Consider the following 16,332-nt stretch of genomic DNA (forward strand, 5'->3'; position numbering starts at 1 on the left):
CACGCTCTCTCCTACACGGCGTCGGGTCTCGGCGGACGGCTGCGCCCGCGCACGAACCGGGCCGGCGCCGCAGGACGCCGCCCCTCAACATCATCAACCCTACCCTGACGTTAGGGTAGGGATCGACATCGGGGTTGTGCGCCGGACGCGGACCGGCACGGCGAGGGCGCAGGGAGTGCGGCGTGGACGGCAGGCTCATGCAGATCGGCGAGGTCGCCGAGCGGACCGAGCTGTCGCTTCGGACGATCCGGCACTACGAGGAGACCGGGCTGGTCGTGCCCTCCGCGCGTTCCCAGGGCGGGTTCCGCCTCTACACCGAGTCGGACGTCGGACGGCTGATGGTGGTGCGGCGGATGAAGCCGCTCGGATTCACCCTGGACCAGATGCGCGACCTTTTGGACGCCACCGACCGGCTCGACGCCGCCGCGCGAGAAGGACGCTCTTTCCCGGCCCGCGACCGGGCCGAGCTGGTGGACCGGATCCGCGGATACGAGCAGGCCGCCACCGAGCAGGTCGGGAAACTGCGCGTCCAACTCGCCCGTGCCGAGGAGTTCGCGCAGACCCTGCGCACCCGCCTGGACCGCGAGCCGGCCCCCGCGCAGTCACCCGCGCCCACGGCCACCGCCTAGCCGCGCTGCGGGCTGCGCGTTGGGGCTGCTTTCACGAGTCGGGCGTAAGTGGATGCCCGTACCATCCAGTCGACTCCGGCATCGCCTGAGGAGTACGCGCGGGAGCGAGTGAAGGGGTTCAGGATGGCGGAGTCTTCCTCGTCCGACGGGAAGCGGGCGGCGGGTGCCGGGCTTCCGCCGGCTGAGTCGGAGCCGGCTTCCGAGCCGGTGCCGTTGGTGTACGCGCCGCCGTATCCCGCTCCGCCGCCCGCGGCACCGCCCACCGTCGGCATGGAGAGCAGCCGGGGGCAGGGCCGCGAGGCCGAGCCCGGGCCGCCCGGCCACTGAGCAATGCCCGTCGGAGCCTCACGGCTTCCGTACCACCTCCGTCAGGCTCGTCAGGCTGTCCCGCTCGCGGCCCGCCGCGACGCCGCGTCGGAACAGGTCGAGTACGGCGGCCGGCAAGGAGGCGTCGACGCCCGAGTCCTCCGCCGTCCGGACCACATGCGACAGGCTCGCCACGGCCATGCCCAGATTGTCGACGTCGCCCTTGTGGTTCCCGGCGTCGATGCGCGGCGCGTAGAACTCCAGGAAGTACTTGAAGTCCATGGTCTTCACCGCGTGTTCGAGGAACTGCTCGGCCGAGATGCCGTTGGCCAGCGCCACCGCCTGCCCGTGCAGGTAGCCGACGAGGCCGGTCCAGAACATGTCGATGCCGATCTGGTAGTACAGCGCCGCAAGCCCCGGGTCCTCGCCGAGGTAGTCGACCGACGTCAGCACCTCCAGCGCCGCGCGGTGCCGTTCGACCGCCTCGGCCGGGCCGCTGTAATACGTCGCCGCCTCCGCACTGCCGATCCCGGGCGGCGGAGTCTGGACGCCCCCGGTGATCTGCACCGCCCCCCGCTCGGCGAGCCACGCCGCCGCCTCCCGGGCCGCGGCCGGGGTGTCCGAGGTGAGGTTGGCGACTGTACGCCCCGACAGCGCCTCCCGCGGTGCCTGGCCGAGGATCGCGTACGCCGCCTCGTAGTCGGTCAGGCTCAGCACCACCAACTCATTGGCCCGCAAAGCCTCCTCGGCGCTCGCCGTGAGGTGCGCGCCCCGCGCCACCAGCGCGTCGGCGCGGGCGGCCGTGCGGTTCCAGAGCGTCACGTCGTACCCGCGGTCGAGGTAGGCGGCGGCCATGGCCTGCCCCATGGGTCCCAGGCCGATGACGGTGACGGAAAGTCGAGACATGCTGCACTCCCAGTTTCTAAAATGAACGTTCTATTCAGAACCTGAGACCGACCGTAGCAGACGACTGGAACGAACGCTCTATCCAGTACGCTGCGTGCATGAGAGCCAAGCAGGAGGTCGGCACCCGCGAGCGCATCGTCCGTGCCACGTCGCGGCTGATGCAGCGGCACGGCTACGAGGGCACCGGACTGAAGGACATCTCCCGCGAGGCGCAGGCCACGCTCGGGTCCGTGTACCACTTCTTCCCGGGCGGCAAGGTCGAGCTGGCCGTCGAGGCGATCGGCCACGGCGACCACGAGTTCGCCGGCCTTTTGCGCACCGTCCTGGAGCGCGAGGACGACCCGGCTGCCGCGATGACCGCCTGTGCGCGCGAACTGGCGGCCGGGATGCGCGACTCCGACTGGATGGACGGGTGTCCCGTCACCACCGCCGCGCTGGAGAGTGCTCGGCGGTTCCCGCCGGTGCGCGAGGCCGCCGAACGTGCGTTCGAGAACTGGCACGGCATCGTCCGCGACAAGCTCGTGCGCTCCGGCTTCCCCGACGACGTCGCCGGAGATCTCGCGCACACCGTGGTCAGCACGTTCGAGGGCGCCGAGATGACGGCGCAGATCATGCGCAGCACGACGCCGCTGGACGTGGCCGGGACCCACCTCGCACGGCTCGTCGACTCGTACCGCTGAGGCGCGTCCGGAAGGGCCTTGCCGGCCTTCCGTTGCCGGAACACCCCGTCGTGCGAAGGCCACGCGGGCGAGGCGGTGCGTCAGACGAGCGGCTTGGCCATGCAGATGCTGAGCGGGCTGTCCTTGTAGTAGCCGAACTGCGGGATGTCGGTGTAGCCGCAGGACCGGTACAGGGCGACGGCCTCCTTCTGGAGCGTGCCCGTCTCCAGGATCATCCGGTGCTGCCCGGCGTCCCGCGCCCGCCGCTCCAGTTCGGCGACGAGCGCCCGGGCGAGGCCGCGGCCGCGTGCTTCGGGGCGCACGTACATGCGCTTGATCTCGGCGTCGCCCGTGTCGTGGCCGGGGGCGTCGTACGCGCCGACCCGCCACCCGCCGCAGGCCAGCGCGCGGCGGTCCTCGTACACGACCAGAAAGAGGCCGGTCGGGGGCACGAAGTCCGCCTCGTCGACCGGCGCCTGGTCGGGGACTCCGTAGAGGTCGGCGTAGAACTGCTGCACCTCGTCGCACAGCTTGCGTACGTCGGGGTGGCCGTAGCCGAGCGCGGTGAACTCCATCGGGAAAAAGTAACCCTACGCACTTCGTCGTGGTGGCTTGGGTGGTGTGGGCGGCGCGATGCGGATGTCCGGGGGGCGCGGCGCCCCGCGGCCCGCGGCGGACCGGTGGCGCGGACGCATAGTGCGACTCTTGACCTGGTCACCGTTTGGGGCTGGACTACTCGGTCGGTCGACACGTGTCGACCAGCTCGCATTGTTCAAGCCGTTCAACCCGTCCGAGCGTCCGATCGACGTCGGCCGGCGCGACCGCCTCGTCCCTGGGGAGTGTCCTCAAATTTCCGGCGGATAGCCCGCGGGTCCGGCCGCAATTTGAAGACACGACCCGGGCCGTACACACCCGAGTGAGGACCGCCTGTGCGCATTCCCCGCCACACCCTCGTGCAGTTCAGCGATGTGCACATCGTTCCCGAGGGCGAGTTGCTCATGGGCACCCTCGACACGCTCACGCAGATGGGCAACGCGCTGGACGCCGTCGAGCACGCCGACCTGGCCCCCGCCGTACTGCTGTTCACCGGGGATCTGGCCGACACCGGGGACATCCGCGCGTACCGCCGCCTGCGTGCGCTGGTCGAGCCCGCGGCGGCGCGGATCGGCGCGCCCGCGCTGTTCGGGATGGGCAACCACGACAAGCGCGAGGCGTTCCGCGAGGGCCTGCTCGGCACCGAACCCGGCGACGCGCCCCACGACTTCGTGCACTGGGCGGGAGACGTACGGGTGATCGTGCTGGACAGCACCACCCCCGGCAGCCACGGCGGCTCCCTCACCGACGACCAGCTCGCGTGGCTGCGCGCCGAACTCGCGCAGCCCGCCCCCGCCGGGACCGTCCTCGCGCTGCACCACCCGCCGATCCCGACGCCGCTGGCGTTCCTCGAACGCCTCTCGCTCCAGGACCCCGAGCGCCTGGGCGCGGCCATCGCGGGCACCGACGTGCGCATCGTGCTGACCGGGCACAACCACCACGCGACCTGCGGCGCGCTGGCGGGCGTACCGGTGTGGGCGGCGCCCGCGGTGGCGTACCGTGCGGACGTGTTCCCGCCCGCGGGCACGTACCAGGGCGTCACCGGCGTCGGCTACACGCGCGTCGACCTGTACGAGGACTGCGCGACCGCGACCTTCGTGCCGGTCGGCCCGGTCGAGGCCGTGTACCACTACGAGCGCGCCAAGGTGGACCGGTACCTCGCGGCGCACGAAGGCTGACGACCGTCACGCGGGGCCGTAGGGCGGGGTCGTACGGGCGGGATCGCGCACGTTGCGTCACTCGGGCGGCGTCAGTCAGGCGTCACTCGGGCAGCGTCACTCGGGCGACGTCACTCGGGGCGGTACGACCCGAAGCTCCACTGGTTGCCCTCGGGTCGCGGGCCACGTACCCGCGACCCCCGTAGTCCTCGTCGCGCAACTCGCGCGTGATCTCCGCCCCGGCGGCAACCGTGCGGGCGTAGTGCGCGTCGACGTCGTCGAGGATCAGGTAGAGGCAACTGCCGCGCACCGTCATCTCGACGCGGTCCCCGTCGTCGTCGCCTTCGATCAGGCTGCCGAGCATCACGCAGCCGTTGCCCCAGGTGAGTTGCGCGTGCTGGACCACGTTGCCCTCGCCGGGCACGACCAGCGTCGGCTCCAGCCCGAACACGTCCCGCAGGAACGCGATGGCCGCGGGCGCGTCGCGGTAGCGCAGCGCGGGGACGATCTCGGCAATCGGCTTGTCGGACATGGCCGTAATTCCTTTCACGAAGTTTCGCCGGTTCTGCTGTGGCTCGCGGGACGTCGGAATCCGTCCCATCGCCCACTCTCGTCGGCGCCGCGCGACACGTCTTGGACGAATGGGAAAGGCCACGCAGGGGACAGTCCGCAGGTCGGAGCAGACCTCGCGCCGCCCGACCACCCGGCGACCTTCCCTCGACCGGCCCGCGCAACGACGCGGCCGCCGGACCTCAGCCCTCGACGCCCGCCCCGTCCGGCCGCAGCGCGGCGACGTACGCGGTCGGCGTGCAGCCCGCGAGCTCGCGGAAGTCCCGGTTCAGGTGCGCCTGGTCGTAGTAGCCGCACAATTCGGCCAGTGGCGCCAGCCCCGGCGGAGTCGGGCGTCCCAGCAAATGCACCGCGTGCCGGAAGCGCAGCAGCCTGCCCGCGGCCTTCGGCGGCAGGCCGACCTGGCGCCGGAAGTGCGCCGTCAGGTGGCGGCGGCTCCAGCCCGTCTCCTCGGCCAGTTCGGCGACGCCGAGGCGCCCGCGGGACGCCTCCAGCAGCTCCCAGGACCGCACGACCTCGGGGCGGGGCACGGGGCCTTCCGCGAGGCGGCGCGTCCACATCGCGTCCAGCAGCGCGAAGCGCTCGTCCCACGTCGCCGCGCCGGCCAGGCGCTCGGGCAACTCGCGGCCGAAGCCCGCGGCACCGTCGGCGAGGTCCGCGAACGGCACGATGCGGTCCGCGAGTTCCGCCATCGGCAGGCCGAGCAGGGTGTAGGCGCCGAGCGGCGTCAGGTCGATCTGCACGCCCGCCTGGACGCCGAAGTGCTCTGTCACCGTCGGCCCGTTGTGCAGCCCCGCCGCGAACGACACCGTCTCGTCGGGCGCGTCCACGCCGGGCAGCGTGTGCAGGCGGATGGGGTCGCCGAAGCTGATGATCAGGACGACGATGCGCTCCGCGACCTGGCGGCGGCGTACCGGCACATCGGACGCCTCGATGTAGCCGCAGTACTCGCCGATCAGACCGGCGAGCGCCGGATGCGGCCCACGCCGCGCCATCTCCCACGACCCGAGCACCGAGGCGTGTCGCAGCACCCGCACGGGCGCCGGGTCGGCGCGGAGGGTGCCGGGAAGTGTCGGGGCGGTGCCCATGTTGCCCAGTGTGGCACCGTTGACCGACACGGGCGGGCAGGCGTGCGCGAACCCGGTGTGACGCGGTGCGACGCAGTGCGAGACAGGCAGGTCGACGACTCAGGGGAGCCGGAAATGCGGATCGCGGTATCGGCGGACGAGGTGGCGGGCGTCGCCGAGCTCATCGGCGAGGAGCTGACGCGGCGCGGCCACGAGGTGGAGCTGTACGGCGCCCTCGTGCCGGGCGAGCGCGCGGACTGGGCGTGGTGCTCCGAGGCGGCCGCGCGGGCGGTCGCGGACGGACGCGCCGACCAGGCGGTGGTGGCGTGCTGGACCGGTGCCGGCGCGTCCATCGCCGCGAACAAGGTCCCGGGCGTGCGGGCGGCGTTGTGCACCGACGCGGTGATGGCCGACGGCGCCCGCAAGTGGGCCGACGCCAACGTCCTCGCTCTGAGCCTGCGCCTGACCTCGGCGCCACTGCTGCTGGAGATGCTGGACGCCTGGTTCGCCGGCGCGCCGAGCGAGGACCCGGTGGACCGGGAGAATGTGGCGCACGTGCGCGACATCGGCTGACCTCGGGCGCCCGACCTCGGCACCACTGCTGCGGGGGATGCTGGACGCCTGGTTCGCCGGCGCGCCGAGCGAGGACCCGGTGGACCGGGAGAATGTGGCGCACGTGCGCGACATCGGCTGACCTCGGGCGCCCGGCCTCGGCTTGCCGCGGACGGCCGCGTCCGTCCTCGGTCGGCCTCGTCCGACCGTGGCATGGTCTCCTACGGCTGCGTACGGCTGCGTCCGCTGTCGGCCGACCGCGTCCGATCCGACCGCGTCCGATCCGACCGCGGACGCCCACTGCGGACGCCCGACCGGGGACACCCGCGCGCCCGGGCTCACCGCCCGCGGTTTCCGTTCCCCTTCCCCGCAACCGCCTCCGGCCGCAGGTCGAGACGCCGCAGCAATTGCGCGTTCAGGGCCACGACCACGGTCGACAGGCTCATCAGGATGGCCGCCAGCTCCATCGGCATGTCGATCCCGGCCCAGGCCAGCGCGCCCGCCGCGATCGGGACGGTGACCAGGTTGTACCCGGCCGCCCACAGCAGGTTCTGCCGCATCTTCGCGTACACGGCCTTCGACAGGCGGCGGATCGAGACCACCGCGCGCGGGTCGTCGGACGCCAGCACGATCCCCGCCGACTGCACCGCGACGTCCGTACCCGCGCCGATCGCGATGCCGACGTCGGCGCGGGCGAGGGCCGGGGCGTCGTTGACGCCGTCGCCGACCATCGCCACGCGGCGGCCGCGCCGCTGGAGTGCGGCGACCTTCTCGTCCTTGTCGCGCGGCAGGACCTCGGCGTACAGGTAGTCGACGCCGAGCTGGCCCGCGACCCATTCCGCGACCGGACGCGCGTCACCGGTCACCATCGCGGCGCTGACGTGTGCGCGGTGCAGTTCGGCGATGGCCTCGTACGACTCGGCGCGGACCTCGTCCTCCAGCGCGAGCGCGCCCGCGACGCGGCCGTCGGCGACGACGTACAGCACGGTCGCGCCGTGCCGCGACCACTCCGCGGCCTTGTCCGCCAGCCGGTCGTCGGCGCTCACGCGGGCGTCGCGCAGCAGTCCCGGGCCGCCCACCCGCACGTCGCGTCCGCCCACGTCGGCGCGGATTCCGATGCCTTCCGCGGTACGGAAGTCCCGTACCGGACCCGGGAGTTCACGGCCGTCCTCCTGCGCAGCCCGGACGACTGCCCTGGCGAGCGGGTGCCCGCTGTCGCGCTCGGCGGCGCCGGCCAGGCCCAGCATGTCGGCGGCGTCCCAGCCCTCGGCGGCGGCGTGCGCGGTCACCGCGGGCGAGCCCTTGGTCAGGGTGCCGGTCTTGTCGAACAGCACGGTCTCGACGTCGCGCATGCGTTCGAGGGCGATGCGGTCCTTGACCAGGATGCCCTGGCGTGCCGAGATCTCCGTCGAGATGGCGATGACCAGCGGGATCGCCAGGCCCAGCGCGTGCGGGCAGGCGATCACGAGGACGGTCACCATGCGCTCCACCGCGCCGCCGGTGTCCCCGAGCACCGACCACACCACGACGGTGATCAGTGCGGCGGCCAGGGCGTAGTAGAAGAGCAGCGCGGCGGCGCGGTCGGCCAGCGCCTGCGCGCGCGAACGCGACTTCTGTGCCTCGGCGACCATCCGGCGGATGCCCGCGAGCTGGGTGTCCTCGCCGGTCGCGGTGACGGTCACGCGTACGACGTTGTCGACCAGGACGGTTCCGGCGACCACGGTGTCCCCGGCCTTGCGGCGGGCGGGGCGCGACTCGCCGGTGATGAGCGACTCGTCGAACTCCGCCGAGCCCTCCGCGACCTGCCCGTCCGCGGGCACCCGTCCGCCTGCGCGGACCATCACGGTGTCGCCTGCGGCCAGGTCGGCGAGGGGGACGGTACGCGCGTTCCCGTCCGCGTCGATCCGCTCGGCGGTGTCGGGCAGCAGTTCGGCGAGCGCCTCCAGCGCACCCGACGCGGCGCCGAGCGCGCGCATCTCCAGCCAGTGGCCGAGCAGCATGATGTCGACCAGCAGGACCAGTTCCCACCAGAAGTCGAGCTCGTGCGAGGCGATCTCCAGCGTGGCCGCCCACGACGCGACGAAGGCGACGGTGATGGCCATCGAGATCAGCGTCATCATGCCGGGCCTGCGGTCGCGCAGCTCGCCGCGGGCGCCGGTCAGGAACGGCATGCCGCCGTACGCGAACACCACGGTCCCGAGCACCGGCGGGATCCAGGTGGACAGCGGGAACTCGGGGGGTTCATAGCCGAACAGGTCCGCGAAGCCCATGCTGAACACGAGCACCGGCACGGAAAGCAGCAGGCAGTGCCAGAAGAGGCGGCGGAAGACCTCGCCGTGGGCGGCGTGACCGGCGTGACCGGCGTGACCGGCGTGGCCGCCGTGGTCCTCGTGGGCGTCGTGCCCGGGGTCCGTGCCGCTCTCGGGGGGCCCGTCGTGCCCGCCGCCCGGGTCGCCGCCGTGTGCGGTGCCGTGCCCGCGGCTGGGGGGCTGCCCGTCTGCGTGCCCGGTGTGCGTCATCTCGGCCTCCTCCGCGTGCCGCGCTTTTTGAACCTATACCCCGTACGGGTACCCGAGCGGGAAGTCGACTAACAGGTCGATTTGCGGGTGAATGCCCACGCCTCCGATCCGCACCGGATGCCCGCCCGGCCGCCGAAGTATCCGAATCGGCGGAAATTGCCGACCGGTCGGTTGACCGGGCGGCCGCCCGATCCGCTGCGACAATCGAGGGCAGGGCACACGGCCACAGCGCCGAATTCCATTGCGGCTCAAGGGGGAGCGGTATGGCGGAGGACTGGCCCGCGGACTGGGACGACCTGGTCAAGGGCGTCGGCTGCGGAATGTGCACGCAGGGGCGGCCGGATCGCACCGAGTACGGCGTCCTCATCCGCGCGGGCACGCACACCGACGCGTACCTCCAGCGTGCGGAGGTGCGCCCCGGCTACAGCCTCGTCATCTGGCGCGGCCGCCACGTCACCGAGCCGACGGAACTGAGCGCCGAGGAGGCGTCCTCGTACTGGGCGGACGTCCTGGCCGTCGCACGCGGCCTGATCGCCTGCTACCGCCCGCTCAAGATGAACTACGAGACGCTCGGCAACAGCCTTCCGCACCTGCACACCCACCTCATCCCCCGCTACCGCACCGACCCGGCCCCAGGCCGCCCCTTCCCCCTCCCACCGGGTCCGTCGACCCTCCCCGACCACGAAGTGGAACACCAGGCCGCCCGCCTCCGGGCCCACTTCACCCGCCACCCCGACGGCGCGCGCCTGACCTGACCGCGAGCGGCGGCCCCTCAGTCGAGGTGGGTGGGGAACTGCCAGCGAGAACAACCGATGGCGTCCGCCAGATCGAACCCGACCTTCTTCGCGTCCACGTCGAACGCGGCAACGAACTTGACGTCACGCACGTGGTAGTCGCCGCACTCCGGGTCCCGGGTGGGCGAACGGTGTTCCGCGCCGACGGGTGGCCGCGCGGTGCACCGACCACGATGACCGCGCGCCTGCCCCGCAGCACGGGTTCCCCACATCCGGCACGCGTTGGCCGGCCCGTCCAGGCTGCGCCTGGCCGGCCCGTCCAGGCTTGCCGTGCGCGCTTGATCCCGCTGCCCGTCCGCGTCCGTTGCCCCCGGTGGCACCATTGCCGCGTCCCCCCGCCGGCAGGTGTCCGCGCGGGGCGTTCGACGTGGCGGTGCGGGGGGCGGGTGGGTGTGCTTGCTAGGTTCGCGGGATGACAGTGGCGTTGATCGACTCCGGGCTCGGGCTGCTTCCTACCGCCGGTTGGCTGCGTCGGTTGGCGCCGAGTGTCGACCTGCTGTTGCTGCTCGACCCGGAGGGGATGCCTTGGGGGTCGAAGTCGGCGCAGTTTGTGACCGACCGGGTGTTGGCCGGGGGTGAGTTGGCGGTCGAGCGCGGGGCGCGGGCGCTGGTTGTGCCGTGCAATACGGCCACGGTCACCGCGATCGACGCGCTGCGCGCGCGATTCGAGCCGGAGGTCCCGGTCATCGGTACGGTGCCCGCCATCAAGCCGGCCGCGGCGGCGGGGCTGCCGATCGCCGTCTGGGCGACCGTACGGACCACCGAGAGCGACTACCAGCAGCGGCTGATCGCGGAACACGCCGACGGGATCCCGGTCTTCCCCGTCGCCTGCCCCGGGCTCGCCGAGGCGGTCGACCGCGGCGACGGCGACGCGATCGACGAGGCCGTGGCCGCCGCCGTCGAGCTGACGCCGCGCGCGTGCGGGTCGGTCGTGCTCGGCTGCACGCACTACCCCCTGGTCTCCGACCGGATCACGCGCAGCCTGCCCGACGGCGTCACGCTGTACGACAGCGCCGAAGCCGTCGCCCGCCAGGCCCTCCGCAGGCTCGGCGCCCCGGACACATCCTCCGGTACACCCGGCCGCGTTCAGGCCGTCGCGTCCGGCCGCCCCTCGGCCCTGCCGCCCGCCGCGCACCGCTACGCCGTGGGCCGGGCCCTGGCCGCGGAGGCGCCGATGCCGCTCGAATCGCTCTCGCCCGCGGTGTCGGTCGTCCGCGGCTCGGCGAACGGGTCGCTGGTGCCGGAGTGACCGGACGGTGCCCGTTCAGCGGTCCGCGGAGCGGTCGTGCGTCTCGGCGAGCCGCGACCCGCGGAGCATGAACCACGCGGCGACGGCGGCCGCGACGAGGACCGCCGCGCCGACCCCGGCGGCGATCCGCAGGCCGTCGAGGAACGCGTCCTGCGCCGACGCCGTCAGCGCGGTGCCCAGCCCGTTCGGAAGGGTGCCCGCCGCGCCGACCGCCCCCGCGAAGGAGTCGTTGGCCGCGTGCGCCGCGGCGCCGTCGACGCCGGGCGGGACGACGAGGTGCCCGCGGTACACGCCGGTGATCACCGAGCCGAGCAACGCGATGCCGAGCGCCGCGCCCAGCTCGTACGCCGTCTCCGAAATCGCCGACGCCGCACCCGCGTTCTCCTTCGGCGCGCTCGACATGATCAGATCGGCGGTCACCGTGAACGACAGCCCGGCGCCCAGCCCCACGAACAGCAGCGCGGTGCCCACCAGCAGATAGGGCGAGCCGTCGTCCAGCGCCACCAGCGCGCCCAGCGCCAGGCCGACCGCCGCCAGACCCCCGGTGACGACGAAGCGCGGCGAGACGCGGCGCGCGATCAGCCCGGCCACGACGCCGGTGAACACGGCGCCGACGGTGGCCGGGAGTTCGGCCAGCCCCGCGCGGAGCGGGCTGAGGCCCTCGACGAGCTGGAAGTACTGCGACAGGAAGAACACCACGCCGGACAGGCCGAACACGGTGAGCAGGTCGGCCAGCACCGCACCCGAGAAGTTGCGGCTGCGGAACAGCCGCATGTCGAGCAGCGGGATCCGCAGCGCGAACTGACGCCGCGTGAACCACACCAGCGCGCCCACGCCCAGCGCGCCCGCCGCCACCGCCTCCGCGTGGAGGCCCTCGGCGGCGGTCTCCTTCACGGCGTACACCACCGCGATCATGCCGACCAGGGACAGCAGCGCGCTGGGGACGTCCCACGGGCCGGGGTCCGGATTGCGCGACTCCGGAAGGACCCTGGCGCCCACGACGATCAGCAGCGCCATGACCGGCAGGTTGATCATGAAGACCGAGCCCCACCAGAAGTGTTCCAGCAGCAGCCCGCCCACCACCGGCCCGACCGCCGCGCCGGCCATCGACATCGCGCCCCAGATGCCGATCGCGAAGCTGCGCTCGCGCGGGTCCGGGAACAGGTTGCGGATCAGCGCGAGCGTCGACGGCATGAGCGTCGCCCCCGCGACACCCATCGCCGCACGGGCCGCGATCAGCGCCTCGGCGCTCGGCGCGTACGCCGCGGCCACCGACAGCAGGCCGAACGCCGCCGACCCCCACAGCAGCAGGCGCTTGCGGCCCAGCCGGTCGCCGAGCGTGCCCATCGACACCAGCAGGCCCGCGATGACGAAGGAGTACGCGTCCCCGATCCACAGCAACTGCGAGCCCGACGGCTGGAGGTCCGCACTGAGGAACGGCACGGCGAGGCCCAGCACGGTCGCGTCGATCGCGACCAGCAGCACGGCCAGGGTCAGCACGGTCAGCGCGAGCCATCGACCGGGATGCGCGTCACCGCCTTCAGCACGCGCGGTCGCGGCAGTCGTACCCGGGGGACCGGCGGGGGAACGCGTCGAGGCGTCGGCGGACAGGTGGTTCACGGGGAGTTCTCCTGAGAATTGCCCGCACAGCCCCCAGGGGGACGCGCGGACGCGGCCTACGCCGACGACGCGGACGACGCCGACGAACCGGCCTTCGACAACAACGCGGCTTTCGACAACAACGCGGCTTTCGACAACAACGCGGCCTTCACGATCGACACGCTCTACGACTCGCCGCGCAGCACGCCGCCCAGCAGCAGTTCGACGACCGCGCGCGGTGCCTCGCGCCGCGCGAGCCGTCCGTCCCGCACCGCCCACCCGGCACCCACCGCCAGTGAGAACGTCGCCTCACTGATCCACTGCGCGGGCAGGTCGACACGGATCGACCCGGCCAGTTGGCCCTGCTGTACGACCTCCGTCACGCGCCCGTCGATCCGCTCCCACGCGGCGTCGATCTCGGGCACGTCCAGCAGCGCGTTCTCGCCGTAGAGGAAGCCGAGGAACTCGGCGATCGGCATCAACTCGTCGACGAGCCGCCGCAGCGCATCCCCGGCGTCCCCCTCGTCGATGCGCGCCGCGTCGACCGCCGCCTCCACCTGTTCGAGCGCACGTGCGCCGAGAGCCAGGGCAAGGGCGTCGCGACCCGGATAAAGCCGGTGCAGGGTCGCACGACTGATCCCGGCGGCGCGCGCGATCTCGTCCATCGAGGACGCCGGACGCCGGATCAACTGCGTGGCCGCTTCGCGCAGCACGTGTTCACGATCAGTGGACATGAATCGACGATACCTCATATGAGACAAACTTGTCTCATCAGATCCATGTGCGATTCGAGACCGAGAGCCGGGTGCGACCGTCGTGCTTCCGTGGTGGAGGCGGTGGTGGTAGCAAGAACTTGACCGGAGCAGGGAAAACCGGTTTTCTCTGGTGCTGTGTGCGCGGTTTGCCGCGGCGCATCCATGGCACAGGCGACGACGGCACGGAGGCCCGATGTCCGACAACCCGACCAGCACCGCAGACGACGCAGGGCGAGGCGCCGCGCGCGACGCGTTCGACCTGACCGGACGTGTGGCGATCGTGACCGGTGGCAGCCGCGGCATCGGTCTGGCCATCGCCAAGGGGTTCGCGGCCCGCGGTGCCAAGGTCGTGGTGGCCAGCCGCAAGGCGGACGCGTGCGACGCGGCGGTCAAGGACATCGAGGCGGCGGGCGGCCAGGCGCTGGCGGTCGCGACGCACATGGGCGAGCTCGACGCGTTGCAGAATCTCGTGGACCGTACCGTTGGGCACTTCGGCGGCATCGACATCGTGGTCAACAACGCCGCCAACCCGCTCACCCAGCCGATCGGGCAGTACACCCCGGAGGCGTGGGAGAAGTCCTTCCAGGTGAACCTGCGCGGCCCGGTCTTCCTGACCCAGTACGCGCTGCCGCACCTGCGCCGCAGCACCGTCGGCGCGTCCGTCATCAACGTGATCAGCGCCGGGGTCTTCCTGCGCTCCGAGCCCACGTCGCTGTACGCGTCGGCGAAGTCCGGCCTGCTGGCCTTCACCCGTTCCGCGGCCGGCGCCCTCGCCACCGAGAACATCCGGGTCAACGCGCTGGCCCCGGGCACCGTCGACACCGACATGGTGCGCAACAACACGCCCGAGGCGGTCGCGTCGATGACCAAGTCGTCGCCGATGGCGCGCATGGCCACACCGGAGGAGATGGTCGGCCCCGCGCTGCTGCTCGCCTCGGATGCGGGCAGCTACATCACCGGCCAGGTGATCAGCGCCGACGGCGGGCTGACGGTGCACTGACACAGTACGGAGCGAACGCGCCGAGGGGGGGGGGGGGGGGGGGGGGGGGGGGGGGGGGGGGGGGGGGGGGGGGGGGGGGGGGGGGGGGGGGGGGGGGGGGGGGGGGGGGGGGGGGGGGGGGNTGACACAGTACGGAGCGAACGCGCCGAGGTCGGCAAGTCCCTGAACGGTTCAGGGACTTGCCGACCTCGGAGGTTGTGGTCGAACGGTCAGCCCCCGGTCGGCACCGGGGTCTCGTCGCGGGTGGTGTCGGATTCGCTGCCCGCGTTCGCGGGGTCGGTCGCGGTGGGTGAGTCGTCGGGCACGGTGTCACCCGGGTCGGACGCCCCCGTACCGCTCGGCGGAACGTGCCGCAGGGCCACCAGCACCAGCCCCACCAGCGCGACGATCAAGGCCGTGGCCACCACCGAGACCGCCCCCAGGCCGCTCACGAACGCGTCGCGCGCCGGCTCCATCAGTGCCTGCCCGACGTCGTCCGGCAGTTCCGCGGCCGCCGCGTGCGCCGCGGCCATCGAGTCCTCCGCGGCGCTCGCCGCATCGGCCGGGACCGACTCCGGGATCTTCCCCGACAGTTCGTCGCGGTAGACCGCGGTGCCGATGCTGCCGATCACCGCCACGCCGAACGCGATGCCCAACTCGCCGCCCGTGGAGTGCATCGCGGACGCCGAACCGGCCTTCTCCGGCGGGGCCGAGCCCACCACCAGGTCGGTGGCCAGCGCCATTTCCGGGCCGGTCCCGGCGTACAGCAGGATGAAGCCGGTGATCATGACCGCCAGGCCGCCGTCGCCGACCTGGGTGAGCAGGGCGTAGCCGACCGCGGAGACCAGCATCGAGACGGCCAGGACGTACGCGGGGCGCACTCGCCGGGTGAGCACCGGCGCGAGCATCGACGTGCCGATCAGCGCGAGCGAGCCCGGCACCAGCCACAGTCCCGACTCCAGCGGAGACAGTTCCTCGACCAGTTGCAGGTACTGCGTGATGAACAGGTACGTCCCGCCCAGCGCCGCGCCCACCAGCGCGCTGGTGCCCAGGGCCGCGCTGAAGGAGCGGTTGGAGAACAGGCTCAGGTCCAACAGCGGGTTCGCCAGGCGGCGCTGCCGCAGCGCGAACCACACGCCCATGACCGCGCCGAGGACCAGCGCGCCGACCGAGACGCCGTCCACGCCGTGCTTGGCCATCTGCTTGATGCCGTAGACGACCGGCAGGATCGCGGCCATCGACAGCACGACGCTCACCAGGTCGAGGCGGCCCGCCCCGGGGTTGCGGTAGTCCGGCAGCACCAGCGGACCGGCGACCAGCAGCACGCCCATGATCGGGACCGCGAGCAGGAACACCGAGCCCCACCAGAATGCCTCCAGCATCAGCCCGCCGATGACCGGGCCGAGCGCGATGCCGACCGAGAACGCCGCGGCCCAGATGCCCATCGCGAAAGCCCGCTGCCGCGGATCGCGGAACAGCGCGGCGGTCAGCGACAGCGTGGACGGCATGATGGCCGCGCCGGCCACGCCCAGCAGGGCCCGGGCGGCGATCAGGGACTCCGCGCTGGGCGCGTATGCCGCGAGCAGCGACGCCGCGCCGAACGCCACCGCCCCGGCCAGCAGCACCTTGCGTCGGCCTATGCGGTCGCCCAGCGTGCCCATGGTCACCATCAGCCCGGCGAGCATGAAGCTGTAGATGTCCATGATCCACAGCATCTGGGTACTGCTCGGATCAAGATCCGCGCTCAGTTGTGGTGCCGCGAGATAGAGCAGCGTGACGTCGAAGGACAGCAGCAGCGTCGCGAGAGCGAGGACGGCCAGGCCCAGCCACGCGCGGCGGTCGGCCTTTGCCGGGACATCGGTGCCTGCGGAGGCGGTGACATGCATGACGGACTCCTGGGAGCGGGGACGGGAGGACCGGCGCGGCCCCGTCGGGGCGTTCGGCCGAGGTTCCGGACGGGTTTGGACGGCGTTTGGACGGCGTTTGGACGGAAGTCG

The 16,332-nt window shown here is 72.6% G+C and carries 16 protein-coding genes and 1 pseudogene; 8 read left to right on the forward strand and 9 right to left on the reverse strand.

Annotation, left to right across the window (positions count from 1 at the left end; all coding sequences use genetic code 11):
• Window positions 1-182: 182 nt before the first annotated feature.
• Entirely contained in the window at window positions 183-629 is a 447-nt protein-coding gene (locus tag ACRX5S_RS09740; protein ID WP_436772422.1) for a MerR family transcriptional regulator, read from the forward strand.
• 123 nt (window positions 630-752) lie between these two features.
• Window positions 753-956, forward strand: coding sequence for a hypothetical protein (locus ACRX5S_RS09745; protein WP_436772423.1), 204 nt, complete (start codon window positions 753-755; stop codon window positions 954-956).
• Window positions 957-974: 18 nt separating this feature from the next.
• On the opposite strand, the gene ACRX5S_RS09750 is transcribed toward ACRX5S_RS09745, so the two are convergent.
• Complete coding sequence (locus tag ACRX5S_RS09750; RefSeq protein ID WP_436772424.1) at window positions 975-1,841, reverse strand: NAD(P)-dependent oxidoreductase; 867 nt, start codon at window positions 1,839-1,841, stop codon at window positions 975-977.
• Between the two features lie 98 nt (window positions 1,842-1,939).
• Between ACRX5S_RS09750 and ACRX5S_RS09755 the strand changes: the two genes are divergently transcribed.
• On the forward strand, window positions 1,940-2,521 hold the full coding sequence (locus ACRX5S_RS09755) for a TetR/AcrR family transcriptional regulator (RefSeq protein ID WP_436772425.1): 582 nt from the start codon (window positions 1,940-1,942) through the stop codon (window positions 2,519-2,521).
• 80 nt (window positions 2,522-2,601) lie between these two features.
• On the opposite strand, the gene ACRX5S_RS09760 is transcribed toward ACRX5S_RS09755, so the two are convergent.
• Window positions 2,602-3,075 carry a GNAT family N-acetyltransferase gene (locus tag ACRX5S_RS09760; RefSeq protein WP_436772426.1) on the reverse strand — a complete coding sequence of 158 codons (474 nt, stop codon included), beginning with the start codon at window positions 3,073-3,075 and terminating at the stop codon, window positions 2,602-2,604.
• 354 nt (window positions 3,076-3,429) lie between these two features.
• Here ACRX5S_RS09760 and ACRX5S_RS09765 point away from each other — a divergent pair, with 354 nt between their 5' ends.
• On the forward strand, window positions 3,430-4,272 hold the full coding sequence (locus ACRX5S_RS09765; RefSeq protein ID WP_436772427.1) for a metallophosphoesterase: 843 nt from the start codon (window positions 3,430-3,432) through the stop codon (window positions 4,270-4,272).
• A gap of 82 nt (window positions 4,273-4,354) precedes the next feature.
• On the opposite strand, the gene ACRX5S_RS09770 is transcribed toward ACRX5S_RS09765, so the two are convergent.
• Together ACRX5S_RS09770 and ACRX5S_RS09775 are read right to left on the reverse strand one after the other, a co-directional pair.
• Window positions 4,355-4,783, reverse strand: a complete 429-nt coding sequence (locus tag ACRX5S_RS09770; protein WP_436772428.1) for a VOC family protein — start codon at window positions 4,781-4,783, stop codon at window positions 4,355-4,357.
• Window positions 4,784-5,003: 220 nt separating this feature from the next.
• Window positions 5,004-5,909, reverse strand: a complete 906-nt coding sequence (locus ACRX5S_RS09775; RefSeq protein WP_436772429.1) for a helix-turn-helix domain-containing protein — start codon at window positions 5,907-5,909, stop codon at window positions 5,004-5,006.
• A gap of 114 nt (window positions 5,910-6,023) precedes the next feature.
• On the opposite strand from ACRX5S_RS09775, the gene ACRX5S_RS09780 reads away from it, so the two are divergent.
• Entirely contained in the window at window positions 6,024-6,461 is a 438-nt protein-coding gene (locus ACRX5S_RS09780; RefSeq protein WP_436772430.1) for an RpiB/LacA/LacB family sugar-phosphate isomerase, read from the forward strand.
• A gap of 317 nt (window positions 6,462-6,778) precedes the next feature.
• Here ACRX5S_RS09780 and ACRX5S_RS09785 read toward each other — a convergent pair whose 3' ends face one another.
• Window positions 6,779-8,959 (reverse strand): heavy metal translocating P-type ATPase, encoded by a 2,181-nt coding sequence (locus ACRX5S_RS09785; RefSeq protein WP_436772431.1) that lies wholly within the window; start codon window positions 8,957-8,959, stop codon window positions 6,779-6,781.
• 263 nt (window positions 8,960-9,222) lie between these two features.
• On the opposite strand from ACRX5S_RS09785, the gene ACRX5S_RS09790 reads away from it, so the two are divergent.
• On the forward strand, window positions 9,223-9,714 hold the full coding sequence (locus ACRX5S_RS09790) for an HIT family protein (RefSeq protein ID WP_436772432.1): 492 nt from the start codon (window positions 9,223-9,225) through the stop codon (window positions 9,712-9,714).
• 47 nt (window positions 9,715-9,761) lie between these two features.
• On the opposite strand, the pseudogene ACRX5S_RS09795 reads toward ACRX5S_RS09790, so the two are convergent.
• Window positions 9,762-9,965 (reverse strand): annotated as a pseudogene (locus ACRX5S_RS09795) (hypothetical protein); the annotation flags it as partial.
• A 200-nt stretch (window positions 9,966-10,165) separates the two neighbouring features.
• On the opposite strand from ACRX5S_RS09795, the gene ACRX5S_RS09800 reads away from it, so the two are divergent.
• Entirely contained in the window at window positions 10,166-11,002 is an 837-nt protein-coding gene (locus ACRX5S_RS09800) for a glutamate racemase (protein WP_436772433.1), read from the forward strand.
• Window positions 11,003-11,017: 15 nt separating this feature from the next.
• Here ACRX5S_RS09800 and ACRX5S_RS09805 read toward each other — a convergent pair whose 3' ends face one another.
• A complete protein-coding gene (locus ACRX5S_RS09805) occupies window positions 11,018-12,622 on the reverse strand; it encodes an MFS transporter (protein WP_436772434.1) in 1,605 nt (534 codons plus the stop codon).
• A 164-nt stretch (window positions 12,623-12,786) separates the two neighbouring features.
• Window positions 12,787-13,335, reverse strand: a complete 549-nt coding sequence (locus ACRX5S_RS09810; RefSeq protein WP_436772435.1) for a TetR/AcrR family transcriptional regulator — start codon at window positions 13,333-13,335, stop codon at window positions 12,787-12,789.
• 214 nt (window positions 13,336-13,549) lie between these two features.
• Here ACRX5S_RS09810 and ACRX5S_RS09815 point away from each other — a divergent pair, with 214 nt between their 5' ends.
• Window positions 13,550-14,356, forward strand: a complete 807-nt coding sequence (locus ACRX5S_RS09815) for an SDR family NAD(P)-dependent oxidoreductase (RefSeq protein WP_436772436.1) — start codon at window positions 13,550-13,552, stop codon at window positions 14,354-14,356.
• 209 nt (window positions 14,357-14,565) lie between these two features.
• Here ACRX5S_RS09815 and ACRX5S_RS09820 read toward each other — a convergent pair whose 3' ends face one another.
• Entirely contained in the window at window positions 14,566-16,221 is a 1,656-nt protein-coding gene (locus tag ACRX5S_RS09820; protein ID WP_436772437.1) for an MFS transporter, read from the reverse strand.
• Window positions 16,222-16,332 lie beyond the last annotated feature (111 nt).

The sequence above is a fragment of the Yinghuangia sp. YIM S09857 genome (genome assembly GCF_051388915.1).
In the GTDB taxonomy this organism is placed as follows: domain Bacteria; phylum Actinomycetota; class Actinomycetes; order Streptomycetales; family Streptomycetaceae; genus Yinghuangia.